Origin of the sequence: Collinsella sp. AM42-18AC (assembly GCF_003467965.1) — a bacterium.
Taxonomy (GTDB): Bacteria; Actinomycetota; Coriobacteriia; order Coriobacteriales; family Coriobacteriaceae; genus Collinsella.
On the sequence record NZ_QSFY01000002.1, the window covers coordinates 139,094 to 162,879 of the forward strand.

General features: G+C 60.9%; 19 protein-coding genes and 2 tRNA genes. 18 read left to right on the plus strand and 3 right to left on the minus strand.

What is annotated here, in order from left to right:
• Positions 1-92 precede the first annotated feature (92 nt).
• The 11 genes from DW913_RS02290 to DW913_RS02340 all read left to right on the plus strand — a co-directional run bounded on the left by DW913_RS02290 (position 93) and on the right by DW913_RS02340 (position 12,637).
• Positions 93-923 carry a transketolase gene (locus DW913_RS02290; RefSeq protein WP_099432020.1) on the plus strand — a complete coding sequence of 277 codons (831 nt, stop codon included), beginning with the start codon at positions 93-95 and terminating at the stop codon, positions 921-923.
• A gap of 1 nt (position 924) precedes the next feature.
• The gene (locus tag DW913_RS02295) at positions 925-1,866 is read left to right on the plus strand and encodes a transketolase family protein (RefSeq protein ID WP_117797450.1); all 942 of its coding nucleotides are present in this window, start codon (positions 925-927) and stop codon (positions 1,864-1,866) included.
• A gap of 448 nt (positions 1,867-2,314) precedes the next feature.
• Entirely contained in the window at positions 2,315-3,535 is a 1,221-nt protein-coding gene (gene ftsE, locus DW913_RS02300) for a cell division ATP-binding protein FtsE (RefSeq protein ID WP_117797451.1), read from the plus strand.
• On the plus strand, positions 3,522-4,442 hold the full coding sequence (gene ftsX / locus DW913_RS02305) for a permease-like cell division protein FtsX (RefSeq protein ID WP_089572231.1): 921 nt from the start codon (positions 3,522-3,524) through the stop codon (positions 4,440-4,442). Before ftsE ends, ftsX begins: the two co-directional genes overlap by 14 nt.
• Before the next feature lie 135 nt (positions 4,443-4,577).
• Positions 4,578-6,713, plus strand: a complete 2,136-nt coding sequence (locus tag DW913_RS02310) for a ribonuclease R family protein (RefSeq protein WP_117797452.1) — start codon at positions 4,578-4,580, stop codon at positions 6,711-6,713.
• Positions 6,714-6,890: 177 nt separating this feature from the next.
• Positions 6,891-7,496, plus strand: coding sequence for a recombinase family protein (locus DW913_RS02315; protein WP_117638065.1), 606 nt, complete (start codon positions 6,891-6,893; stop codon positions 7,494-7,496).
• Positions 7,497-7,741: 245 nt separating this feature from the next.
• Positions 7,742-8,593, plus strand: a complete 852-nt coding sequence (locus DW913_RS02320; RefSeq protein WP_117797453.1) for a MurR/RpiR family transcriptional regulator — start codon at positions 7,742-7,744, stop codon at positions 8,591-8,593.
• A gap of 10 nt (positions 8,594-8,603) precedes the next feature.
• The gene (murQ, locus tag DW913_RS02325) at positions 8,604-9,527 is read left to right on the plus strand and encodes an N-acetylmuramic acid 6-phosphate etherase (protein WP_117635081.1); all 924 of its coding nucleotides are present in this window, start codon (positions 8,604-8,606) and stop codon (positions 9,525-9,527) included.
• 57 nt (positions 9,528-9,584) lie between these two features.
• Positions 9,585-11,015, plus strand: coding sequence for a PTS transporter subunit EIIC (locus DW913_RS02330; RefSeq protein ID WP_117634809.1), 1,431 nt, complete (start codon positions 9,585-9,587; stop codon positions 11,013-11,015).
• 117 nt (positions 11,016-11,132) lie between these two features.
• Positions 11,133-12,185, plus strand: coding sequence for a MupG family TIM beta-alpha barrel fold protein (locus DW913_RS02335; RefSeq protein ID WP_117797454.1), 1,053 nt, complete (start codon positions 11,133-11,135; stop codon positions 12,183-12,185).
• Positions 12,186-12,277: 92 nt separating this feature from the next.
• The gene (locus DW913_RS02340; RefSeq protein WP_117564210.1) at positions 12,278-12,637 is read left to right on the plus strand and encodes an arsenate reductase family protein; all 360 of its coding nucleotides are present in this window, start codon (positions 12,278-12,280) and stop codon (positions 12,635-12,637) included.
• Between the two features lie 134 nt (positions 12,638-12,771).
• Here DW913_RS02340 and DW913_RS02345 read toward each other — a convergent pair whose 3' ends face one another.
• Entirely contained in the window at positions 12,772-13,182 is a 411-nt protein-coding gene (locus tag DW913_RS02345) for a hypothetical protein (RefSeq protein ID WP_117763185.1), read from the minus strand.
• A gap of 265 nt (positions 13,183-13,447) precedes the next feature.
• Here DW913_RS02345 and DW913_RS02350 point away from each other — a divergent pair.
• The 6 genes from DW913_RS02350 (at position 13,448) to DW913_RS02375 (ending at position 16,032) form a co-directional block, all read left to right on the plus strand.
• Positions 13,448-13,521 (plus strand) — tRNA-Gln (locus DW913_RS02350).
• Positions 13,522-13,538: 17 nt separating this feature from the next.
• A tRNA-Glu gene (locus DW913_RS02355) sits at positions 13,539-13,615 on the plus strand.
• 97 nt (positions 13,616-13,712) lie between these two features.
• Positions 13,713-14,630 (plus strand): hypothetical protein, encoded by a 918-nt coding sequence (locus DW913_RS02360; RefSeq protein ID WP_117564212.1) that lies wholly within the window; start codon positions 13,713-13,715, stop codon positions 14,628-14,630.
• A complete protein-coding gene (smpB, locus tag DW913_RS02365; protein WP_006235325.1) occupies positions 14,620-15,090 on the plus strand; it encodes an SsrA-binding protein SmpB in 471 nt (156 codons plus the stop codon). The genes DW913_RS02360 and smpB overlap by 11 nt, the downstream gene beginning before the upstream one ends.
• 205 nt (positions 15,091-15,295) lie before the next feature.
• Entirely contained in the window at positions 15,296-15,799 is a 504-nt protein-coding gene (locus DW913_RS02370; protein WP_055251877.1) for a flavin reductase family protein, read from the plus strand.
• Positions 15,800-15,888: 89 nt separating this feature from the next.
• Positions 15,889-16,032 carry a rubredoxin-like domain-containing protein gene (locus tag DW913_RS02375; protein ID WP_055251878.1) on the plus strand — a complete coding sequence of 48 codons (144 nt, stop codon included), beginning with the start codon at positions 15,889-15,891 and terminating at the stop codon, positions 16,030-16,032.
• 308 nt (positions 16,033-16,340) lie between these two features.
• Here the strand turns inward: DW913_RS02375 and DW913_RS02380 are convergent, their stop codons facing one another.
• Complete coding sequence (locus tag DW913_RS02380; RefSeq protein ID WP_117764961.1) at positions 16,341-17,597, minus strand: Nramp family divalent metal transporter; 1,257 nt, start codon at positions 17,595-17,597, stop codon at positions 16,341-16,343.
• 75 nt (positions 17,598-17,672) lie between these two features.
• Entirely contained in the window at positions 17,673-18,419 is a 747-nt protein-coding gene (gene gpmA, locus DW913_RS02385) for a 2,3-diphosphoglycerate-dependent phosphoglycerate mutase (RefSeq protein WP_187364961.1), read from the minus strand.
• 652 nt (positions 18,420-19,071) lie between these two features.
• Here gpmA and gltB point away from each other — a divergent pair.
• Positions 19,072-23,781 carry a glutamate synthase large subunit gene (gltB, locus tag DW913_RS02390; RefSeq protein WP_117797455.1) on the plus strand — a complete coding sequence of 1,570 codons (4,710 nt, stop codon included), beginning with the start codon at positions 19,072-19,074 and terminating at the stop codon, positions 23,779-23,781.
• Positions 23,782-23,786: the final 5 nt, after the last annotated feature.

Here is a 23,786-nt window from a genome sequence, read left to right on the forward strand (position 1 = left end):
CATAATGAATGACGTACGTGCATCGCGGCTGTGTTGGGACTACCTTTCCGTGCCGTGCGCATCTTGTCTTAAGAGGATGAAAGGAAGGCACAATGAGCGACGAAGAGCTCAAAAAGGTTGCCAACGAGGTAAGGAAGGGCATCGTCACCGGCGTGCACGCTGCCAAGTCCGGCCATCCGGGCGGTTCGCTCGGCGCTGCCGACATCATGACCTATCTGTACTTTGAGGAAATGAACGTCGACCCGGCCGACCCCCGCAAGGCCGACCGCGATCGCTTCGTGCTTTCCAAGGGTCATTGCGCGCCTGGTCTGTACGCTGTGCTCGCCGAGCGCGGATTCTTCCCCAAGGAGGATCTCGAGACGCTGCGCCACATCGGCAGCCACCTGCAGGGTCACCCCAACATGAACGACACCCCGGGCGTCGATATGTCCACCGGTTCGCTCGGCCAGGGCATCTCCGCCGCCGTGGGCATGGCCGTTGCCGCCAAGCACTGGGGCGACGACTATCGCACCTACGCCCTGCTGGGCGACGGCGAGAGCGAGGAGGGCCAGGTTTGGGAGGCCGCCATGTTTGCCGGCAACCAGCAGCTTGACAACCTCTGCGTGATCGTCGACCACAACGGCCTGCAGATCGACGGCCCCGTCGAGGAGGTCAACGACCCCATGCCGCTCGCCGACAAGTTCCGCGCCTTCAAGTTCCACGTGGTGGAGCTCGCCGACGGCAACGATTTCGATCAGATCCGCGCCGCCTTTGCCGAGGCCCGCGCCACCAAGGGTCAGCCGACCGCCATCATCGCCGAGACCACCAAGGGCAAGGGCGTTTCCTTTATGGAGAACCAGGTGGGTTGGCACGGCAAGGCCCCCAACGATGAACAGTTTGAGCAGGCCATGGCAGAGCTCACGGCCGCCGGAGAGGAGCTCTAGGATGGCAGACGTCAAGAAAATCGCCACGCGCGTAAGCTACGGCGAGGCCCTCGTCGAGCTCGCCAACGAGCACGATGACTTTGTGGTCCTCGACGCCGACCTGGCCGCCGCCACGCAGACCGGCAAGTTCAAGGCAGCCTGCCCCGACCGCTTCTTCGATGTGGGCATCGCCGAGAGCAACCTGATGGGTGTTGCCGCTGGTATCGCGACCACCGGCCGCGTTGCCTTCGCGAGCAGCTTTGCCATGTTTGCCGCTGGCCGCGCCTTTGAGCAGGTCCGCAATTCCATCGGCTACCCGCACCTTAACGTTAAGATTGGTGCCACGCACGCCGGTATCTCGGTGGGCGAGGATGGCGCCACGCACCAGTGCTGCGAGGATATCGCCCTCATGCGCGTTATCCCCGGCATGACCGTGATTGTTCCCGCCGACGACGTGGAGGCCCGCGCCGTGACGCGCGCCGCCTACGAGTGCGATGGCCCCGTGTACATGCGCTTTGCCCGTCTGGCCTCGCCGGTCATCAACGACCCCGAGACCTACAAGTTCGAGGTGGGCAAGGGCATCGTCATGCGCGAGGGCGCCGACGTCACCATCATCGCTTGCGGTCTGATGGTCGGCGAGGCTCTCGAGGCCGCTGAGCAGCTTGCTGCCGAGGGCATCGATGCCGAGGTCATCAACATGCACACCATCAAGCCCATCGATGCCGACCTGATCGTCAAGAGCGCCACCAAGACCGGCCACGTCGTGACCGTCGAGGAGCACTCCGTGATCGGTGGCCTGGGCAGCGCCGTTGCCGATGTTCTGTGCGAGCAGTGCCCGACGCCGCTCAAGAAGATTGGCGTCAACGACACCTTCGGCGAGTCCGGCCCGGGTGCCGAGCTCCTGCACAAGTACGGCCTGGACGCCGCCAACATCGTGGCGACCACCAAGGAGTTCTTGGCATAGAGCAACCACCGCTCAAATCGGCCACAAGCCAATAGCAAATAGACGTAGACAGGGACGCCCTCAAAAAGAGGACGCCCCTGTTTTTATATTTCAGCAAAATCAGTGCCGCATCAAGCAAGGCCTTCTTCGGGAAAAGGGCCCAGTACGGCAACGTGCAATTCAGCCCTCCCAACTATGTATGTGCAGCACCCCAAGATCACGCGGCGACCCCATAGTAGCCGCAGGCCGCGCACAGGGTTACCTCCCAAATCTTTCCGCAGGACGGAGGCGCCCCCGCAGCGCGAAGCGCGCAGCGGGGGCGCCGACATGTCCGAGGACGATTTGGGAGGTAACCCTGTGCGCGGCCGGTGGGACCAAACCCCGCCATGCTTCTTATGTGCAGCAAAGCTAATGCTGCTAAAATATAAAGCGCTCATGTAGTTTAAACGCACGACGATAAGGAGCACCAGTGGGTAACCACTTCCGTACCTCCGGTGCGGGCGATGATGCCCCCAAGACGCAGACAGGCGTCCAGGGCAGTCGTTTCGCCACTCCGGATTCAGAGGGCCAGCCTGTTGCTCAGGCTCCCGCTCAGCCGGCAGATCAGGCACAGCCGGCATCCGATCCCTTTGCCTACAATCCCACCAGCGATGTCGCGCTTTCCGGCACGGCGGGTTTTGAGCCCGTTCAGGCTGTGACCGCTCGCGTGGAGCAGCCTCAGGCTGGCGCCGCCGCGCCGCAGCCTAGCATGGCCGGCATTCCCGACCCCATGGCTCCTGCGACACCGGCTCCTCAGCCTGCGCAGTCCGGCCTCTTTGCCGCTATTCCCGATCCCACGCAGCCTGCTGCCCCGGTGGTCGAGAGCGATCAGGCAGCCGAGGTCGCAAGCCTCGATAACGCGCTCAACAACCCCGATTTTACGTCGGTGTTTGCGCCCATCGATCCGCAGGCCAGCCGCAAGAAGATGGCCAAGCAGGCCGGTGTCGAGCCCGTCATCCTTATGGAGCATGTCACCAAGATCTATCCGGCACAGCCCAACAAGCCTGCACTCGACGACATTAACATCGAGATCTATCCGGGCGAGTTCGTCTTTTTGGTCGGTCACTCCGGCTCGGGCAAGACCACGCTGCTGTCGACGCTCAACCGCGACGTCAAGCCCACAAGCGGTCGTATTTTGGTCGCCGGCCAGGACCTCATGAAGATCAAGAACCGCAAGGTCCCATTCCTGCGTCGTCAGATTGGTGCCGTGTTCCAGGACTTTAAGCTTCTGCCGCAAAAGACCGCCTACGAAAACGTGGCGTTTGCCCTGCAGTGCATCGGCAAGCCCAAGGGCGTCATTCGCAGCCAGGTGCCGGAGGTGCTGCGTCTGGTCGGTCTGGCCGATCAGATGGATTCGCTGCCCGACCAGCTTTCCGGTGGCGAGCAGCAGCGCGTCGCCGTCGCCCGCGCTATGGTCAACCGTCCGCCGCTGCTGATCTGCGACGAGCCCACGGGCAACCTCGACCCGGCGATCTCGCTGGGCATCATGAAGCTGCTCGAGCGTATTAACCGCACCGGCACCACCGTGATCGTCGCCACGCACGACCGCGAGATGGTCGATAGCATGCACCGTCGCGTGATCGCCCTCGAGGGCGGCCACGTTATCCGCGACCAGGAGAGGGGAGGTTACGGCAACTATGGCACCAACTAACGTGGGCTACTCCTTCAAAGAGGCAATCAGTCACTTCTTCCGTAACTGGACTACCTCGCTCGGCGCCGTCATCACGATCTTCCTTTCGCTGTTTATCATCGGCCTGTTCATCATGGGCTCCGCGATGCTGAACTCCGTGATCGGCACCGTCGAGGATCAGGTTGTCATCAACGCGTTCATTAGCGATGACGCCGATCAGGCCGATGTTCAGGCTTTTGAGGCCGAGCTTAAGACGTGGAATAACGTCAAGTCCGTGACCTATAAGGACAAGGACGACGCGCTGGCCGAGTATACGAGCAAGATGTCGGGCAACGCCGACGCCACCATGAGCGCGCTCGATGGCCAGAACCCGCTGCCGGCTTCGTTTGCAATTGAGATGGACGATCCGTCCAAGGTCGAGAGCACGGCCCAGAAGCTCAAGAAGAACGCCGACTTCCAGAAGATCGCGGATGACGGCGACGTCAACGCGAGCGTGCTGTACGGCCAAGAGGAAGTGAGCCGCCTGTTCCAGGTGACCAACTACATCCGCATCGCCGCCGTGGTGCTCGTTGGCCTTTTGACCTTTATCGCATTCATCTTCATCAACAATACGATTCGCCTGTCCATCACGGCGCGTCGTCGTGAGATTGCGATTATGCGTCTGGTCGGCGCCAGCAACGGCTTCATTCGCGGCCCGTTTATCACCGAGGGAGTACTGCAGGCCATTTTGGGCTCGCTGCTTTCCATCGGCGTTCTGGAGCTGCTGCGCAATCTGATGATTCCGCGTTTGCAGGAGAGCATCGGCTGGATGTCGTTTGCCCTGCCGATGCAGTACTACCTGGTGACCTATGCTGCGCTGATTCTGGTCGGTGTGATTATCGGTCTCTTTGGTTCTGCCATAGCCATGCGCCGCTACCTGCGCGTGTAGGCATGCCTGGAATTCATCCCTTCCAACGGGTCGTCTCTTATGGGGCGGCCCGTTTTTTGATCTCTAGGGGACGGCAGGAAAGCGAATCATTTGGGTAGACTCTTTGGAGTTCGTCATCGATAGCAAGGAGGCGCCATGGGGCGCAATAACAAGCATAAGCGCGGTGCTCGCAATAAGCGTGGGCCGGTGCGCAGCGAACGCCGTCCGAGCCTGACCGGGCGCGTGCAGCTCCATGAGCATGGCGCCTATGTCATAACCGAGAGCGGCGACTACAAGGTTATGGGCCGCGGTAAGCGCGAGATCATGGATGGCGATACCGTTGCCGTGAGCATTAAGAATAGCCCGCACGGTGAGCGGCGCGCCGTGATCGAAGGCGTGGTTGAGCGCGCAGCCATAAGCGTGGTGGGTACGTACCAGACCGCTGGTCCGCTCGGTGTGATCGAGCCGCTCGATTCGCGCCTGAAGGCCGACTTCTTCATTCTGCCCGAGGATACCTCGGCGGATCGTCTGAGCGTCCACCCGGGTGATGCCGTTGTCGCGCGCATTTTGACCTACCCGACGCGCCTGGAATCGGGCACCGTGACGATCGAACGCCGCATTGGCGGAGATGACGCGCCCGATTTGGGCGTTCAATACGTGATGGCGCGTTACGGCTATACCGATAGCTATCCCGAGGCCGCGCTGGACGAGGCCGAGGGGCTTTCGCTCGATGTGTCCGCGGCGCTTAAGGACCCGCTCCGCCGCGATCTGCGCGACCGCTTTGTCATCACGATCGACCCGGTCGACGCGCGCGACTTTGACGATGCCATTTCGCTTGAGCGCACGCCCGAGGGTGGCTATAAGCTGGGTGTGCATATCGCTGACGTTTCTCACTATGTGGCTTGGGGCGGGCATATCGATCTTGAGGCTCGCCATCGTACGACATCGGTGTATCTGGCCGATCGCGTGCTTCCCATGCTGCCCGAACGCCTGTCCTGTGACCTATGCTCGCTTCGCCCTGACGAGGACCGTCTTGCGTTTACCGTTGACATTGAGCTCGATGCGCAGGGTCGCGTGCGGCATTACGATCCGTACCCCAGCGTGATTCGCTCGCGTGTGCGTATGGACTATGACGGCGCCGAGGCGCTGCTGGTGCGTGCCGACGCTGTTGAGTATTCGGTGCTGGAAGGCGCCGCTGAGGATGTTGCGGCTGCTGAGGCCTCGCGCGAGGAGGCGCTTGAGCGCGGTCTTGCGTGCGAGGAAACTGCTCGCGGCTATAACGTCGACCTCGGCGATTTCCTTGTCGCCGCCAACGAACTCGCCGAACTTCGCCGTCGTATTCGTCGTGCCCGCGGCTCAGTCGATTTTGACACGGCCGAGATTCGCGCTCTATTGGATGAGGACGGAGTGCCCGTGCAGATTGTGGCGCGCGAGCGTTCGTGTGCCACGTCGCTTATCGAGGAAGCCATGCTACTCGCCAACGAGTGCGTTGCAGAGTGGCTGGCAGACCGTGATATCGAGGCCTGCTATCGCGTGCATGAGGATCCGAGCCCCGATAGCCTGCACGGTGCCGCCGTTGCGCTGGCGCAGCTAGGCATCATCGACGATCGCCGTGCTGCCGGTATCGCCCTGGGGAGTCCCGATGAGCTACAGGCTGCAGTTGATGCTGCCGCCGGTACGGCCAACGCACCGCTCGTCAACACGCTGCTTCTGCGCAGCATGCAGCGCGCACTGTACAAGCCGCGCAACGAGGGCCACTTTGCGCTCGCCGCGCCGTGCTACTGTCACTTTACGAGTCCCATCCGTCGCTACCCCGATCTGGTGGTGCACCGCGTGCTCAAACTGCAGTTGGCCTATGAGCAGCTCGGCGGCAAGGACGCCCTGGTCCGTACGCCGCGGCTGATCGGCAAGGGGCGCGAGTCGCTGCCGCGCATTCTGCCGCAGATCTGCCGCGCATGCAGCGATGCCGAGCGCGCGGCAGATGCCGCTAGCCATGCGACGCAAAAGATCAAGATTGCCCAGTACTATGAGGACCGTCTGGGCGAGCGCTATGCCGGAACCGTCTCGTGGGTTAGCAGCATGGGCCTCTTTGTGCGCTTGGACCTGACGCAGGTCGAAGGCTTGGTTTCGATCAAGAGCCTGGGCAACGAGTGGTTCGAGTTCGACGAGGATGCGCTTACGCTGACGGGCGCCGACACGGGGACTCGCTATGAACTGGGCCAGCGCGTGATTATCGAGGTCTCGCGCGTCAATACCACGCGTGGGCACTTGGACTTTAAGCTTATCCATTAGCCAAATCTCGACTCATGGCGGGAGAGCGGAGGGCGGTCTTTCGGGGCCGCCCTCCGCATTTGGATCATGGCTACCTTGCCGTCTGCTCGGCCGCCCGCTTACCTGCTATTTGAGAGGTAAAACCTACCAAAATAAACCTGTCCCTTTTTGGCAGGTTTACAAGAAAGCGGGGATGAGATGGCGACGGTGTATGGTTATGCGCGGGTGAGTTCGCGCGATCAGAATCTTAATCGGCAGCTGGATGCGCTGGGCGCCTATGGCGTGGGCTCGGCGAATATTTATGCCGACCATGCGAGCGGCAAGGACTTCGATCGACCGCGCTATCGCGAGCTGCTGCACGTCCTGGGAGACGGGGACGTGCTGGTGGTGCTTTCTATCGACCGACTTGGTCGTAATTACTCCGAGATTCTTGAGGAATGGCGTCGCATTACCAAGGAGCTCGGGGTTGCCATTGTGGTGTTGGACATGCCATTGCTTGACACGCGCGCCAGGGCAAGCGGCACGCCGGATGTGACTAATGCCCTGATTGCCGATATTGTGCTGCAACTGCTGAGCTACGTGGCGCAGGTGGAGCGCGAGAATATCCATCGGCGCCAAGCGGAGGGAATTGCAGCGGCGCGGGCGCGAGGGGTCCGTTTCGGTCGACCTCGCAAGCCGTGCCCTCCTCAGTTTGATCTGGTACGGGATAGCTATGAGGCGGGCGATATTACCCGCAGCCAGGCAGCAAAGTGCCTGGGCGTGTGCGTGGGGACGTTCGATCGCTGGATGCGCGAGGCGGGGTAGGGGTTTGCGGCACGTCCGATTGGCGCCCACGCGAGGCGGTATCGGTAACAGCCCTGTTACCGATAATGCGACCTTGTTGAATTATTTTGTGTCGCGCGTATTTCCGAGCGGTCGGATTTGAGGGGCGAGCGGTAGAACGCTCGCCCTTTGTGCGCCACGATGCGGCACAATGTACCGTAAAAGCTGTTTGTATCCGGTACGAATCATTCGTTGGTCTTTAATTCTTCTCAACGGAGGTGTTTGAGATGGCAAACGGATTGCTTTTGCGGCTTCGCGAGCGTGAGCTCAGCGCGAGCCCGGCGGAACGCAATGTCATCGCATATGTAAGCGCTCATCCGCACGAGGTGGTCGGGCTGTCCGTCCGCGGTCTTGCCGATGCCACGTTCTCCTCGCCCTCGAGCATTTTGCGCTTTTGCAAGCGCTTGGGTTTTGCGGGCTACAAGGAGTTCCAGCGCGAACTGATTGCCGAGCTGGCGCTCTTGGGTGACAAGAAAGACGTTGCCCTCGAGGACATCTCCATGGATGACAGCGTCGAACGTATCGTGGGGAAGGTGATGAAAAGCAACGTGCGCACGATCGAAGCGACGGCGCGAACGCTCGATTACACCGTCTTGGAGCGATGTGCGGCCTATCTTAAGCGGGCACGTGCGGTCAATCTGTTCGGTATCGGTGCCTCTCGTTTGGTCGCGCACGATCTGGCGCAAAAGCTCATGCGTGTCGACAAGGAGTGCCATCTGTACGACGACTGGCATGATCAGCTCTTGTGTGCCAAGAACATGCATGAGGGCGATATGGCAATCGCCTTTAGCTACTCGGGCTTGACGCAAGAGGTGCTGGACTGCACCGCCGAGGCTCAACGTCACAACTGTCCCGTTGTGGCCGTTACCAAAGTAGGTGGATCATCCAAGCTTGCCACCGTGGCCGATGCCGTGCTCGGCGTCGCCGCGAGTGAACCCTTGGTCCGCAGCGGTGCCATGGCTTCGCGTATGGCCCAGCTTATGGTTGTCGATGCCCTGTACGCTGCTTACGTTGCCAGCGACTACGAACGGGCGACGCATGTCATTAAGCAAAACTACATCGAGAAACAGGAAAGATGAGGTGAATGAAATGCTCGATTTAACAAAATTCACGACCGAACAGCGTAATCAAAGTTCAATGGACCTCGATACGATGACATCGCTGCAAATCGTCACGACGATGAATGATGAGGATCTTCGTGCCGTCCAGTCGGTCACGAAGGTGTTGCCCCAGGTTGCCACAGCAATCGACTGGGCTGCTGAGGCACTCGAGCGCGGCGGACGCGTCTTTTACATGGGCGCAGGCACCAGCGGTCGTCTGGGCGTACTCGACGCTTCGGAGTGTCCGCCCACGTTTGGCGTGTCACCCGATCTGATTGTCGGGCTCATTGCCGGAGGCGAGACGGCGTTTATCAAGGCTGTCGAAGGTGCCGAAGACAGCGAGGAGCTTGGCGCGAGCGACCTGCGGGAGCGTGGACTCTCGGACAAGGATCTTGTCGTTGGCCTGGCGGCAAGCGGCCGTACTCCCTATGTGGTGGGCGGCCTTGTGAACGCCAGGGCAACTGGGTGCAAGACCATTGCAATTGCCTGCAACCAAGGGTCGAAGATCGGGGAGAGCGCAGATCTTGCCATTGAACCCGTGCCCGGTCCCGAGGTGCTGACCGGCTCAACGAGGCTCAAGGCGGGAACGGTTCAAAAGCTCATTCTCAACATGATTTCGACCGGTGCCATGGTCAAGATCGGCAAGGTATACCAAAACCTGATGGTCGATGTGCAGCAGACGAACGAGAAGTTGGTGGTGCGCGGCCAGAACATCGTGATGGAGGCGACCGGCTGCACGCGCGAGCGCGCTATTCAGGCGCTTGCAGATGCCGGCGGCCACGTAAAAACCGCTATTGTCTCGGTACTGCTGGACTGCGATGTCGAGCAGGCTGCGGTAGCTCTTGAGCGAGCGCGAGGCCATGTCCGTGCTGCGGTGAGTGGCCATGAGAAGAGCAATGCCGATGCCCAATAGGTGCGCGGCGTGAGCTGATATGACATCCAAACGAGATACCCAATACAAGGAGGAGTTATGACGAACAAAGAGCTGGCTCAAAAGCTGCTGGACCTTTTGGGCGGTAAAGACAACGTGCTCGCAAACGCGGCGTGCATGACGCGCCTGCGCGTGACCGTCAAAGACACGGGCAGCGTCGACACGGAGGGTATTAAGGCACTCGACGGCGTGATGGGCTTGGTCGAGGACGACACGATGCAGATCGTGCTGGGGCCGGGCAAGGTGAATAAGGTGCTCGAGGAGTTCTCCAAGCTCACTGGCCTTGCGAAAGGCGTTGCCGACGAGAGCGTGGTTGACGCTGCGGCCACAAACAAGGCCGCGCAGAAGGCAAAGTACGAGTCCAAGCCGGTTCAGGCCTTCCTCAAGAAGATTTCCAATGTCTTCGTCGCCCTGCTTCCCGGCATCATTGCGGCTGGCCTCATCAACGGTATCTGCAACGTCATTAACGTCTCGACGGCAGGCGCGCTTGCAGGCGAGTGGTGGTACCAGGGCATTCGTTCCATGGGCTGGGCCCTGTTTGCCTATCTGCCCATCTTGGTGGGCTATAACGCGGCACGTGAGTTTGGCGGCTCCGCTGCGCTGGGCGGCATCGCCGGCATGATGTGTATCGCCAACAGTGCCATGCCCCTGCTTGCGCCTGGCGCGGCTGATCCTGCCACTGCCATTCTGCTGCCGCTCACCAATGCGCAGTACAACCCCGCAGCGGGCGGCATGATCGCGGCTCTTATCGCTGGCGCATTTTTTGCCTGGATGGAGCGTCAGATTCGCAAGGTTATGCCCAACGCACTCGACACGTTTTTGTCCCCGCTGCTGGTGCTCATCATCGGTGCCTTTGCTCTGATGCTCGTCATCCAGCCGGTTGGCGCATGGCTGACGACTGCCATCTTTAGCGTTTTGACCTTTATTTTCGAGAAGCTGGGCGTCCTGGGCGGCTATATCCTGTCGGCAGGCTTCTTGCCGCTGGTTTCCGTCGGCCTGCATCAGGCGCTCACGCCGATCCACGCTATGCTCAACGATCCCGACGGCGCTACCAAGGGTATCAATTACCTGCTTCCCATCCTTATGATGGCTGGCGGCGGCCAGGTCGGTGCCGGTTTGGCGCTGTACTTTAAGACCAAGAACGCCAAGCTCAAGAAGTACGTTGCAGAGTCCATTCCCGTTGGAATCCTGGGTGTGGGCGAGCCTCTGATGTATGCCGTTACGCTGCCGCTCGTTCGTCCGTTTGTGACGGCCTGCCTGGGTGCCGGATTTGGCGGCGCGCTCGCGGCGCTGCTTCACATCGGCACGGTTTCTCAGGGCGTTTCCGGTCTGTTTGGCCTGCTGATCGTCGTTCCTGGTCAGCAGCTCGGCTACGTTGCCGCTATGCTGCTTGCCTATGCCGCTGGCTTTGTCCTGACGTGGTTCTTTGGCGTCGACGAGCAGAAGATCAACGAGTTCTTTGGCGAATAGTTTGATATCGCGAGCCGTGTTGCTCAGGGCTCGCGGCGCGCGGCAGATTTCTTGATGCTATGGTTGTGCCGGCGGGGCTAACTGCTCCGCCGGCCTTTTTTAAAGGAGCGTTGAAGCGTGAAAACGGGTATTTCGATTTATCTTTCCAGCCCTCTGCAGGATATTGAGCGGACGATTGAGCGTGGTGCCGCGGCGGGTGCGCGCTATGCGTTTACCTCACTGCATATTCCCGAGGACGGGGGAGCGGCGTATGCCGATAAGGTCCGCCAGGTGCTGTCGCTGCTTTCCGCCCGCGGCATTGCGCTCATTGCCGACGTGGGGCCGCGCACATGCGATTTGCTCGGGCTTGAGCGCATCGAGGATCTGCGTGACCTGGGGCTGGAATACCTTCGTTTGGACTATGGCTTTAGCGCCCAGCGGGTTGCGGAACTGTCCGGTGTATTTCGCATTGTGGTCAATGCATCGACGGTGAGTTCTGATGAAATCGCATCGTGGCGTGAGGCCGGTGCCGATGTGACTCGTTTTGCCGCCTGCCACAATTTTTACCCTAAGCCTTATACCGGTTTAGCTCTGGAGGACATTGCTCGGACGAATCTTCGTCTTGCGGCGCTTGGATTCGAAATCATGGCTTTTGTGCCGGGTGATGCCAACGTTCGCGGGCCGGTATTCGAGGGACTTCCGACGGTCGAGGCACATCGCGGTCGCGCGTCAAAGGTTGCCCTCAACATGCTTGAGCTCGCACATGGCGCCGATTGCGACATTGTGTTGGTCGGCGACCCCGATCTTTCCGATGCGGGCTGGGCGCAGTTTGCTCAAGTTTCCGCCGGATACGTGGACCTGCAATGCGAGCTTGAGTCCGGTTATGCCTATGTACGTGGGCAGATTCATCACGACCGGCCCGATTCGAGCGTCCTCATCTTTAGGTCTCAGGAGTCGCGCACGACGCTTAAGCCGGATTCCGTGCCGACGGATGCCGGAGCCGGCCTGCCGCGAAAGGCGGGGTCGATCGCTGTGAGTAATAGCGGCTATGGGCGCTACGAAGGCGAGCTTGAGATTGCACGGGTCGATCTTCCCGGTGACGAGCGCATGAACGTTGCGGGCCATGTCACGCCCGAGGCAATGGAGCTGCTGCCGTTCATCAAACGCGGATTCGGGGTACGGTTCGTTTAGCGTGTGACCCGTGGGCTACAATTGGCCCATCATACGAAGGCGCCTCGTGTGGCGTGTGCCTGCGTTGGCCGATCTATATTCGGAGGATTCCCATGACCGTACTGTTTGTTGAATATCCCAAGTGCTCGACCTGCAAGAAGGCCAAGGCATGGCTGGACGAACACGGGGTAGAGTATATCGACCGCGATATCGTTTTGGACAATCCCACGGCTGATGAGCTTGCGACCTGGATTGCTCGTTCGGGGCTGCCGGTGCGGCGCTTCTTTAATTCGTCGGGCATGAAATATCGAGAGCTGGGCCTGAAGGCGCGTCTAGATGCGGGCATGACGGATCGGGAGTGCTACGAGCTGCTGGCGACCGACGGCATGCTGGTCAAGCGTCCGCTGTTGGTGGGCGACGACTTTGCGATTCCCGGCTTTAGGGAATCGGCTTGGGTCGAGGCGTTGCTGTAGCGGCTGCGGAAAGCGCGACCCGTTTTGAGCTTCGATTACGGGATACGGTTTCCGGTTGAGGGCTCGATGGGAAAGTGGGGACCAGTTTGAGCTTGAAATCTGGGACGCACTTTCCGCCGGCAGGCTTGCCCCAGTCAGTCCTCCAGCTGTGCCCATTCGTGCGGATCGTAGACCTTTACGTGCTTGTTGGGCTTGCCGCTCCAGTACTCCTCGTCCATAAAGGGCAGATATGCCTGAACGCCGGGGCAGATAAAGGGAATCCGCTGCTGTTGCAGTCGCTCGCGCTGTCGCTGCTCCAGGTGCGCCTCGGATATGACAGTCGGCATACCGGACAGCTCGACGAGGCTTGCCTGGATTCGCTTAAGGTCGGGGAGTCCCGCGTGCCATGACATCCGCATGATCAAAAAGGATGCACGGCGGTAGTTTGCCTGCATCACCGTGATGGCGGGGCGCAGAGTGGGATGGATTTTGTCCCGTTCGGGCCAAAGGTCAGCAGTGATCTCGAGGCCCAGGGTCTCCCATAGGTAATCAAGCTCTTCGTCCATGGCGCCTCGATATCCGTGTAATGATGACGGTTTGATTGTGCCATCAGCCGTGAGTGCTGCATTGTTGTAATCTACCAGCGGTAGATGTGGGATGTTTTACGGGCTTTGGCGCCGTACGTGTCGCTGGTGCTTCACAGGTCCTTCACGTGTCGGCCGTATTTGACTGAATTTCAAAAAAGTCAAAATTAGGGCTTGCGTCACGGCGGGACTTCCCGTATATTTCTTTCTTGCGCAAAGGCACAGCCGAGCGCAGCGATGCAGTCATTGGGATGTCGTCTAATGGCAGGACAGCGGATTCTGGTTCCGTCAATGGGGGTTCGACTCCCTCCATCCCAGCCATTGCATTTGCTACATATGGCCCGTTCGTCTAGCGGTTTAGGACGCCGCCCTCTCAAGGCGGAGATCACCAGTTCGAATCTGGTACGGGCTACCAAAATTGAACGCCCGGGCCTCGTAAGAGACCCGGGTTTTGTGTATTGACCGATATTTAAGGCGCGCGTTGAGTCTGCCGCCCGGACCGAGGAGTTGTCATGGACCTGCCTATCAGCTTGGAAGACATCACGTATGCCGAGAACTATCTGGCGCAGGGCGACCTGGCTACGGCGACGCCGCTGCTTGAGCGTCTGGTGGAGCTCGCCGAGGAGTATATCGACGCTGAGTGCAAGACGGAGGAGAAGCGCCAGTACTTTAGCTTCGACAGCAAGTTTGAGCGCCTGGCCTATCGCCGCGTGGAGAAGGATCCGCGCGAGCTGGTGCAGGTCGAGGTTCCCTTTGACCGCCTGTACTCCGACATGGCGTTTGCCTACATTCGCCAGCAGGATTATGTGAGTGCTCGGAATGCCCTGATGCAGGCCGTGCGTTGGGATCCCATGAACTGCAACTATCGCTTGGACTTGGCCGAGCTGTTCCGCGCGCTCGAGGACAAGCAGGAGTGGGCATCGCTCTCGTTCTCGGTGCTGGAGCGCGCGAGCGACGGTAAGTGCGCCGCACGCGCCTACACCAATTTGGGTCAGTACTTCTTGGAGCCCGAGACCGAGAACATTTCGGCTGCCGTGGGCTGCGCGCGTCTGGCGCTGCGCCTGGCGCCCAATGATGCGCATACGACGCGCCTGCTCAACAAGATCCATACCACCTATCCGGATGCCGCGGACGAGAGTGACGACCATGTGATGGGTGAGCTCGCCCTGCAGGGCGTGCCGACCTCGCCTTCGGCCGAGATTGCCATCTGCCTGATCATGTGTGCGACCGATGCTGCAAGCGACGGCGACAAGCAGGAGGCTACGCGCCTGACGGTGCGTGCTCGCGATTTGGTGGGCGAGGAGGCCTGCGCGGCGATTATCAAACTGGTGCGCGAGAGCGATGCCGAGCTTAACGCCGAGCGCAGGGCAAAGCGCGAGGCTGCGGGCTCAAACGCCGATGGCGCCAAGGAGGCCGGCGATGCCCAGTAAGCGCGAGCGCAAGCTCATTTCCAAGAATCGCTCGGCACATCACGAGTACTTTATCGATGAGACGTTTGAGTGCGGTATTGAGCTGAGCGGTACCGAGGTCAAGTCGATTCGCGAGCGCGCCTGCCAGATTACCGATACCTTTGCACTGATTCGTGGCGGGGAGTGCTGGCTCGTCGGCCTGCATATCCACCCTTATAGCCATGGTGGCGTGTGGAATCGCGATCCCGACCGTCGGCGCCGTCTGCTGCTGCATCGCAAGGAGATCGACTTTCTTGACGGCAAACTTCGCAACCGTGGTTATGCGCTGGTTCCGTTGGAGCTCTACTTTAATACCGACGGTCGCGTAAAACTGCTGCTGGGCCTGGGTCGCGGCAAGAAGCTCTACGACAAGCGCGAGGACATGGCCAAGCGTGATGTCCAACGCGAGATCGACCGCGCCCTCAAGGAACGCAACCGCTGACCGTCCTTCATAAGTTGCGGTGGAATACGGACTGGTTTGCCTGTTTGAGGGGCTATTCAGTCCCTATTTCACCGCAGCTGCGGGTGTCTCATCTTTCTTACTGTTCTGACACATATGTTTCAAAGGCGGCGTCCGTTATGGGTGCCGCCTTTTTGTGGGTACATACATCCATGAGGTTCCAACCCGGGTTAGGGGAGTGATCGTTATGGACAAAACAGCGTTCTTTACCATGCCGAGCGGTCTGTACGTGGTGAGCGCCGCGGCAGACGGGCTGCGCGCCGGCTGCGTCATCAACACTGCGGTGCAGGTGACGTCCATGCCGCCGCGCATTTCGGTTGCCGTGAACAAGGACAACGTCACCTCGGGCGTCATCGCTTCGGCCAAAGCGTTCGCGCTGACCGTGATCGATCAGACCGCCGATATGCTCTACATCGGTAACTTTGGGTTCCGCACCAGCAGCGATTATGACAAGTTTGCCAAATACGAGACCCGCGAGACGGCTCTGGGCATGCCCTATGTGCCCGAGCACGCGGCGGCCCTGTTTAGCTGCCATTTGATCGACACTGTGGATGTTGGCACGCATCTACTGTTTATCGGCGAGGTCGAGGATGCCGAGCGCTTGAGTGACGAGACGCCGCTCACCTACGATTACTACCATAAGGTCCTGAAGGGCAAGACGCCTCCGAAGGCGTCCTCGTATCAAGGCTAGAAATGTTTTAAAAATACTTGCATTATATTATTGAGAATCTATACTGATAAATGAAGTACATCACCAGTCGCGTTTGAGAGGAGAACATCATGGCTGAGGAGAAGAAGACGTATAAGTTCGTGTGCGTCGTTTGCGGTTACGAGGTTGAGGTCGATACGCCCGAGCTGCCCGAGGATTATGTGTGCCCGGTGTGCGGCGTCGGTCCCGATCAGTTTGAGCTCGTCGAGGAGTAGCTCGTCGGCACGCGGCTCACGGCAACACATAGCTCTGTCCAAGGGCCCCGGTCGAATTCTCGGCCGGGGCCCTTTTCCTCCGCCCCTAAGGGATCACGGTTGCTGTTGGCCGATCCTGTCTGTTGTGAGTCCGGCCGACCTTTTGTCTTAATCTGTAACGTCTAACGGTGGAAATTGGGCCCACTTGTTACATATCGAGACAAACCAAAACCGTCCGGCAGAAGATCTCAATCTGTAACATCTAGACATCGAAAGCGGGTCTAGATGTTACAGATCGAGACGTTTGCCTGAGTAGGTGCCCCGCCCCATTACATCCCTGTCAACAACACGACATCGAGAATCGTCACGATGGCACCGATCCCTACGAGCAGCGCGTTGAGTGGACGCGAATTGGCGTATTTGCCCATGACGCGGGGTGAACTGGTGAGCCGTATGAGCACAAAGACCGTAATCGGTAGCTGAAGCGACAGCAGTGCCTGACTCCAGATGAGACCTTCAAAAGGATTTGGGACGACCAGGCACGCCGTCACTGCGCCGACGAAACAGGCCGCCACCCCGATCGAGGAATGTCGGTCGTGGATATCGTATTCCTCGTCGAACATGCCCGCAGTGATGGTCCCCGCCGCCATGCCCGCTGTCACGCTGCTCGATAGTCCCGCGAACAGCAGCGCCACGGCAAAGATGGTCGAGCTCGCCGGGCCCAAGATGGGGGAGAGCGTGGCCGCTGCGACGGCGAGGTCGTCTACGACCATGCCGTGCGCAAAGAAGGTCGTTGCGGCCAGGATGACCATGGCCGAGTTGATTGCCCAGCCCACGCCCATCGAAAAGAGCGTGTCGAAGAGCTCGTAGTGCAGACGTTCTTCGATAACTTGCTCGCCTTGGCCTTCGAAGTGCATGGATTGGATGACCTCGGAGTGCAGAAAAAGGTTGTGTGGCATAACGACCGCACCCAGGACACTCACGATAATCGCGGCAGAGCCAGTGGGCATACTAGGCGTGATCCAGCTTGCGGTTGCTTGCGGCCAGTCGACTTTGACCAGCGCGAGCTCTGCTAAAAACGAGAGTCCCACCACACCCACGAAGGCGATGATCCAGCGTTCGGCGCGCTTGTAGGAGCTCGTCATGAGCATCGCCATCGATACTGCCGCCACGATGACGCAGCCCGCGCGCACGGGCAGCCCAAAGAGCATTTGAAGGGCAATCGCGCCACCCAGGACTTCGGCCATGGCGGTGACGACGGTCGCGAGATAGGCACTGGCGAGTACCGTGCGTCCAACGAAGCGGGGGAGGTAACGTGTCGTGGCCTCGGCAAGGCAGGCGCCCGTGGCGATACCCAGGTGCGCCGCGTTGTGCTGCAGCACAATGAGCATAATCGTGGACAGCGTGACGATCCACAGCAGCGCGTAGCCAAACTGCGAGCCCGCGGCCATATTGGAGGCCCAGTTGCCCGGGTCGATAAAGCCGACGGTCACGAGCAGCCCGGGGCCGATATGCCGCGCAATGTCTAGGCCTCCGTGACCGCCGGTGCGCCGGGAACCAAAGTGTTGTTTGAGATGGTTGAGCATGGTGCGCTCCTGTGTATGGGCGGCGTGACGTCGCATCTGGGCCGTGCGGCGCCACGCGTCGGTTTTGGGTTGGGGCTACTTGTGTGCTTTGCCCTGATTGGCCACGGCGTCGATCTTGGCGGCGATGGTCGCCGGGTCGCCGATGTAGCGCTTGTCGAGGACGTTGAAATCGGTGTCGAAGGTGTAGACGAGCGGCACGCCGGTGGGGATGTTGACCTTGAGGATCTCCTCGGGCATGAGGTGCTCGAGCTTCATGACGAGTGAGCGCAGGGAGTTGCCGTGCGCGGCGATGAGTACGCGCTTGCCGGCGAGCATCTGGGGGCGAATCTCGTCTTCGAAATAGGGCCAGGCGCGGGCGATCGTGTCCTTGAGGCACTCGGTATAGGGTAGCTGATCGGGCGCGATGTCGCGGTATTGCTCCTGGGTGTGGGGGTCGCGCGCGTCGTCCGGCTCGAGTGCCGGCGGGCAGATATCGAAGGAGCGGCGCCAGATGAGCACCTGTTCGTCGCCGTGCTCCGCGGCGGCATCGGCCTTGTTGAGACCCTGCAACGCACCGTAGTGGCGCTCGTTGAGCTTCCAGGATTTGATGACGGGCAGCCACTCGCGATCCATTTGGCCGAGCACGATATCGAGGGTGTGAATTGCGCGCTTGAGACGCGAGGTGTAGCAGACGTCAAAGTCGAAACCGGCTTCTTTGAGGGCGCGACCGCCTGCTGCGGCTTCTTCGCGGCCCGTGTCGGTGAGCTCGACATCGGTCCAGCCGGTGAACAGGTTGAGTTTGTTCCACTCGGATTCTCCGTGACGGATAAGGACAAGTTGCATTGTCTGTCGGTCTGCTCGGTGCGCCATAGGGGCCTCCTTGATCTGGCACGGTGTGCGTGCCGTTTGCTTGACGCCGCAAAGGATACCCGTTTTAAGCTTAAAAGTTAACCAAGCCTAACAAAATTGTTCTATTTGAATGGGATGGTGAAGGGGGGCTGCCGAAATGTCTCGATCTGTAACAGCTGGCCGCCAAAACCGGCCCTTCGTGTTACAGATCGAGACAAACCAAAACCGCTCCGCAGAAAATCTCAATCTGTAACATCTAGGCGCCAAAATCCGCTCTTCCTGTTACAGATTGAGATGTTTGAAGCGGTGAGCTTACAGGCCGAACTTGGGCGTCTTGTTGCCGCCCTTGAGGCCTGCTGTGTCGAGCCCCATCATGCAAAAGTCCGCATGGCCCTTGTTTCCAGAATGATTCAAAGGGGCCAGATGCATATGTGCCGGCTGTCCCTGCACTAAAACGTGTACGTCAGCCTCCAAAGATGTCAAATTTCGACATGTTTGGGGGCTGACGTACATGTTTGATAGCAAGACGTTGATGGTCGGTGTGCGTTACGCGATTGTTTCGAAACGGGCGGGAAACACAGCGGGCCGGCGATGCTCCTAGTATGCCTAGTCAACTGACTGTCTAAATATCTAGGGGAGGATCGCGATGCAGGCAGATTCCGCTCAGCAGCAGGGCCTTTATCGCCCCGAATTCGACCATGATGCATGTGGCATCGGCGCGCTTGCCGATATCAACGGTGAGCGCCATCACCAGATTCTGGACGACGCACTGTCCATTCTGGTCAACTTGGAGCACCGCGGCGGCACGGGACTCGAAAAGAACACCGGCGACGGCGCCGGCATCCTGTTCCAGGTTCCGCATCACTTTTTCCGTAAAGAGGCTCAAAAGTGCGGCCAGATTCTGCCGGCAGAGGGCGACTATGGCGTGGCCATGCTGTTCTTCCCGCAGGACGACAAAGGCGTAGAGGATGCCCGCCGCGTGTTTGAGGAGGGCTGCGCCGAGGCCGGCGTGCCGCTGCTCTTTTGGCGCGAGGTGCCGGTTGACCCGCACGACTTGGGCGAGACGGCGCGTGCCTGCATGCCCACCATCCTGCAGGCCTTCCTGGGCCGCCCCGACGACACGCCCGCCGGCGATGCCTTCGAGCGTCGCCTGTACGTGTGCCGCCGCACCATCGAAAAGAAGGCCGACGCCGAGTTTGCCCTGCGCGACAAGATCTTCTATGTGTGCTCCATGAGCTCGCGCACCATCGTGTACAAGGGCATGCTGGTCGCCACACAGATGCGCCGCTTCTTCATCGACCTCAACGACGCCGCCGTCAAGACGGCGGTGGCGCTCGTCCACTCGCGCTACTCCACCAACACCACGCCCAGCTGGGAGCGCGCGCATCCCAACCGCTTTATCATCCACAACGGCGAGATCAACACCCTTAAGGGCAACGTCAACTGGATTCGCGCCCGCGAACCCAACCTGTACAGCCCCGTGTTACAGCACGATCTTGAGCGCGTGATGCCCATCATCAACCGCGAGGGTTCCGACTCGGCGATTTTGGACAACGTGCTTGAGTTTTTGGTCATGAACGGTCGCCCGCTCACGCGTGCCGCGTCCATGTTGCTGCCCGAGCCGTGGGACCACAACGACAGCCTGAGTGAGGAGCGCCGCGCCTACGACGCCTACCAGTCCATGCTCATGGAGCCGTGGGACGGCCCGGCGGCCATCGCCTTTACCGACGGTCGCACGCTGGGCGCCGCCCTCGATCGCAACGGCCTGCGCCCCGCTCGTTACTACGTGACGCGCGACGGTCGCTTTATGCTGGCAAGCGAGGTGGGCACCATCGAGGTGAGCCCCGAGAACATCCTGACGAGCGGCTGTCTGGGGCCGGGCCAGATGCTCGAGGTCGACTTTGCCCGCGGGCGCGTCATCTACAATGACGAGCTGCGCGCCCGTTACGCCAAGGAAAAGCCCTACCGTGATTGGATTGCCGAGGAGACGCTGACCGTCGACGCGCTCGATGAGCCCGCCGCGCCCGCGTCCGCCGAGGACGCCGAGGTGCCCGCCGCCGTGCGTATGGCCAAGCTCGGCTACCACTGGGATGACGTCGACGAGGTCGTGCGTCCCATGGCCCAGCAGGGCAAGGCCCCGCTCGCCTCGATGGGCATCGACGCACCGCTGGCCTGCCTGTCCAAGAAGACGCGTTCGTTCTTTGACTACTTCTATCAGCTGTTCGCTCAGGTCACGAACCCGCCCATCGACGCCCTTCGCGAGCATATGGTCACTTCGACCACGCTCTACCTGGGCAACCACGGCAACCTGCTCGAGGACTCCCGTACGGCCTGCCAGCTGGTGCGCCTGGAGCGTCCGCTGCTCAACGAGGAGGAGTTCGACCGCATTTGCGCCATCGACCGCGTGGGCTTTAAGACCCGCCGCTTCCGTGCCGTGTACCGCCGCGATGCCGGCGAGGGCGCGCTGCAGGCTGCGCTCAAGCAGCTTGCAGAGGACGTTGAGGCTGCGGTCCGCGATGGCGTGAACATCGTGGTGTTGAGCGATCGTGCCGCTGCGGGCGAGGTGCCCGTGCCGTCGCTGCTCGCTGTGGGCTGCGTGCATAACCACCTGATCCGCGCCGGCGTGCGTACCTTTGCCGACATCGTGGTGGAGAGCGGCGACGCCGTGTCTCCGCACGACTTTGCGGCACTGGTGGGCTACTCCGCGAGCGGCATCTATCCGTACAACGCACATGCGTGCATCCGCGATCTGGCGGCACACGGCGACCTGGACGTGACGGCCGAGCAGGGCATCGCCAACTACAACAAGGCCGCGACGGCGGGCATCGTCTCCATCATGTCCAAGATGGGCATCTCCACGGTGCAGAGCTACCATTCGGCGCAGATCTTCGAAGCCGTGGGCTTTACGCCGGAGTTCGTCAACGCGTACTTTGCCGGCACGGTGAGCCGTGTGGGCGGTATGGGTGTCGAGGACGTTGAGCGCGAGCAAAACGAGCGCTACGACGCCGCGCTCGCCATCCTTAAGAGCCCGGCTCCCGATCAGCTGCCCACGCTGGGCCTGACCAAGTGGCGCCCGATCGGCGGCGAGGATCACCTGATCGACCCTCAGACTGTCTACTTGCTGCAGACCGCCTGCCGTGAGGACAGCTTCGACACCTTTAAGGAGTACAGCGCCCGTCTGCACCGTACCGGCCGTGCCGTGCGCCTGCGCGACTTGCTCGACTTTGATGCCAGCGGCCGCACGCCGGTTTCGCTCGACGAGGTCGAGCCCGCGCTCAACATCGTCCGCCGCTTTAACACCGGCGCCATGTCGTACGGCTCTATCAGCAAGGAAGCACACGAGTGCATGGCCATCGCCATGAACCGCCTGCACGGCCGTTCCAACTCCGGCGAGGGCGGTGAGGATCCGCGTCGCGAGACCCCGCTGGCTAACGGTGATTCCAAGAACTCCGCGATCAAGCAGGTGGCAAGTGCGCGCTTTGGCGTGACGAGCCGCTACCTGTGCAGCGCCTTCGAGATTCAGATCAAGATGGCCCAGGGCGCCAAGCCCGGCGAGGGTGGCCACCTGCCCGGCAAGAAGGTCTACCCCTGGATTGCCGAGGTCCGTCAGTCCACGCCCGGCATCGGCCTGATCTCGCCTCCGCCGCATCACGACATCTACTCCATCGAAGACCTGGCCGAGCTCATCTTTGACCTTAAGAACGCCAACCCTGGCGCACGCGTGTCGGTCAAGCTGGTCAGCGAGGCCGGCGTCGGCACCATCGCCACCGGTGTGGCCAAGGGCGCTGCCGACAAGATCTTGATCAGCGGCCACAATGGCGGCTCGGGTGCCGCTGCTCGCGATTCGATCTGGCACGCCGGTCTGCCGCTGGAGCTTGGCCTTGCCGAGGCCCAGCAGACGCTGCTGCAAAACGGCCTGCGCTCGCGCGTGGTGCTCGAGGCCGACGGCAAGCTCATGGACGGCACCGATGTTGCCGTCGCCTGCCTGCTGGGCGCCGAGGAGTTTGGCTTTGCGACCATGCCGCTCATCTCGATGGGCTGCCTCATGCAGCGCGACTGCCAGCAGGATACCTGCCCCGCCGGCATCGCCACGCAAAACTGCCGCCTGCGTCGCGGCTTCCGCGGCAAGCCCGAGCACGTCGAGCACTTTATGCTCTTTGTTGCCGGGCAACTGCGCGAGGTCATGGCGAGCCTGGGCTTCCGCACCGTCGACGAGATGGTCGGCCATCCCGAGTGCTTGCGCCAGATTGAGGTCCCGGGCAACCGTAAGGCCAACCTGCTCGATCTGTCGCCCGTGCTGGCGAGCGCGACCTGCGAGTTCGGTGCCCATATCCCGGGTGCCGACGGTCGTCACTTCCTGCCGCAGATGGCCGCGGACAGCGAGCTCGACAAGACGCTCGACTCCACGCTGTTCGTGCCCTATACGGCCGATGCCCGTGCCCACTTGCGCCCGATTCGCTTCCGCGCCGATATCGCCAACGTCAACCGTTGCGTGGGCACCATCCTGGGTAACGCGGTGACCAAGGCACATCCCGAGGGCCTGCCCGCCGGCTCCATCACCATCGATTGCGATGGATCGGCCGGTCAGAGCTTTGGCGCCTTCCTGCCGCGCGGCATTACGCTCAACGTGTGCGGCGACGCCAACGACTACTTTGGCAAAGGCCTTTCGGGCGGCGAGGTGTCGGTGCGCCCCAACCCGCATGCGACCTATAAGTTCGACGAAAACATCATCGTGGGCAACGTTGCGTTCTTTGGCGCCACGAGCGGCCGTGGCTTCATCAACGGCCTGGCCGGCCAGCGCTTTGGCGTACGCAACTCCGGTGCCACCGTGGTGGTCGAGGGCTGCGGCAACCATGGCTGCGAGTACATGACGGGCGGTCTGGCGCTTATCCTGGGTGAGGTCGGGCAGAACTTCGCCGCCGGTATGACGGGCGGCGTGGCCTATGTCTTTGACCAGTACGGCACGCTCGATGCCCGCGTGAACCACGAGAGCGTTGAGCTTAAGGCCTCGACGGCCGGCGAGCTGGCACAGATTCGCGAGCTCATCCAAGAGCACGTGGACGCGACGCAGAGCCCGCGCGGCATCAAGCTGCTCTACAGCTTTGAGACGATGAGCAAGCACTTCGTGAAGGTCATTCCGACCGAGTACGAGCGTGTGCTGGCGATTGTCGCCGCCGCCGAGGCCGTCGGCAAGACGTATGCGCAGGCAGAGGAGCTGGCGTTTGACATCGTGACCGGTCGCGCGAGCGCTGCGGATGTCGCTCGCTTCGATACTGCGGGCGGTGCTGCGGGCGGTGCTGCGGGCGCTGCGTCCGTGGCTGCCAGCCCTGTTGCTTCGACCAAGAAGGAGGCGTAAGTGCC

Bases quoted from the DNA above. Each gene is read 5' to 3' on its own strand.
- DW913_RS02295 (WP_117797450.1), top strand. From the start codon at position 925: ATGGCAGACGTCAAGAAAATCGCCACGCGCGTAAGCTACGGCGAGGCC.
- DW913_RS02375 (WP_055251878.1), top strand. From the start codon at position 15,889: ATGGCTGAGGAGAAGAAGACGTATAAGTTCGTGTGCGTCGTTTGCGGT.
- gltB (WP_117797455.1), top strand. From the start codon at position 19,072: ATGCAGGCAGATTCCGCTCAGCAGCAGGGCCTTTATCGCCCCGAATTC.
- DW913_RS02315 (WP_117638065.1), top strand. From the start codon at position 6,891: ATGGCGACGGTGTATGGTTATGCGCGGGTGAGTTCGCGCGATCAGAAT.
- murQ (WP_117635081.1), top strand. From the start codon at position 8,604: ATGCTCGATTTAACAAAATTCACGACCGAACAGCGTAATCAAAGTTCA.
- DW913_RS02340 (WP_117564210.1), top strand. From the start codon at position 12,278: ATGACCGTACTGTTTGTTGAATATCCCAAGTGCTCGACCTGCAAGAAG.
- DW913_RS02290 (WP_099432020.1), top strand. From the start codon at position 93: ATGAGCGACGAAGAGCTCAAAAAGGTTGCCAACGAGGTAAGGAAGGGC.
- DW913_RS02310 (WP_117797452.1), top strand. From the start codon at position 4,578: ATGGGGCGCAATAACAAGCATAAGCGCGGTGCTCGCAATAAGCGTGGG.
- ftsX (WP_089572231.1), top strand. From the start codon at position 3,522: ATGGCACCAACTAACGTGGGCTACTCCTTCAAAGAGGCAATCAGTCAC.
- DW913_RS02320 (WP_117797453.1), top strand. From the start codon at position 7,742: ATGGCAAACGGATTGCTTTTGCGGCTTCGCGAGCGTGAGCTCAGCGCG.
- DW913_RS02370 (WP_055251877.1), top strand. From the start codon at position 15,296: ATGGACAAAACAGCGTTCTTTACCATGCCGAGCGGTCTGTACGTGGTG.
- smpB (WP_006235325.1), top strand. From the start codon at position 14,620: ATGCCCAGTAAGCGCGAGCGCAAGCTCATTTCCAAGAATCGCTCGGCA.
- DW913_RS02360 (WP_117564212.1), top strand. From the start codon at position 13,713: ATGGACCTGCCTATCAGCTTGGAAGACATCACGTATGCCGAGAACTAT.
- DW913_RS02345 (WP_117763185.1), bottom strand. From the start codon at position 13,182: ATGGACGAAGAGCTTGATTACCTATGGGAGACCCTGGGCCTCGAGATC.
- DW913_RS02380 (WP_117764961.1), bottom strand. From the start codon at position 17,597: ATGCTCAACCATCTCAAACAACACTTTGGTTCCCGGCGCACCGGCGGT.
- DW913_RS02330 (WP_117634809.1), top strand. From the start codon at position 9,585: ATGACGAACAAAGAGCTGGCTCAAAAGCTGCTGGACCTTTTGGGCGGT.
- gpmA (WP_187364961.1), bottom strand. From the start codon at position 18,419: ATGCAACTTGTCCTTATCCGTCACGGAGAATCCGAGTGGAACAAACTC.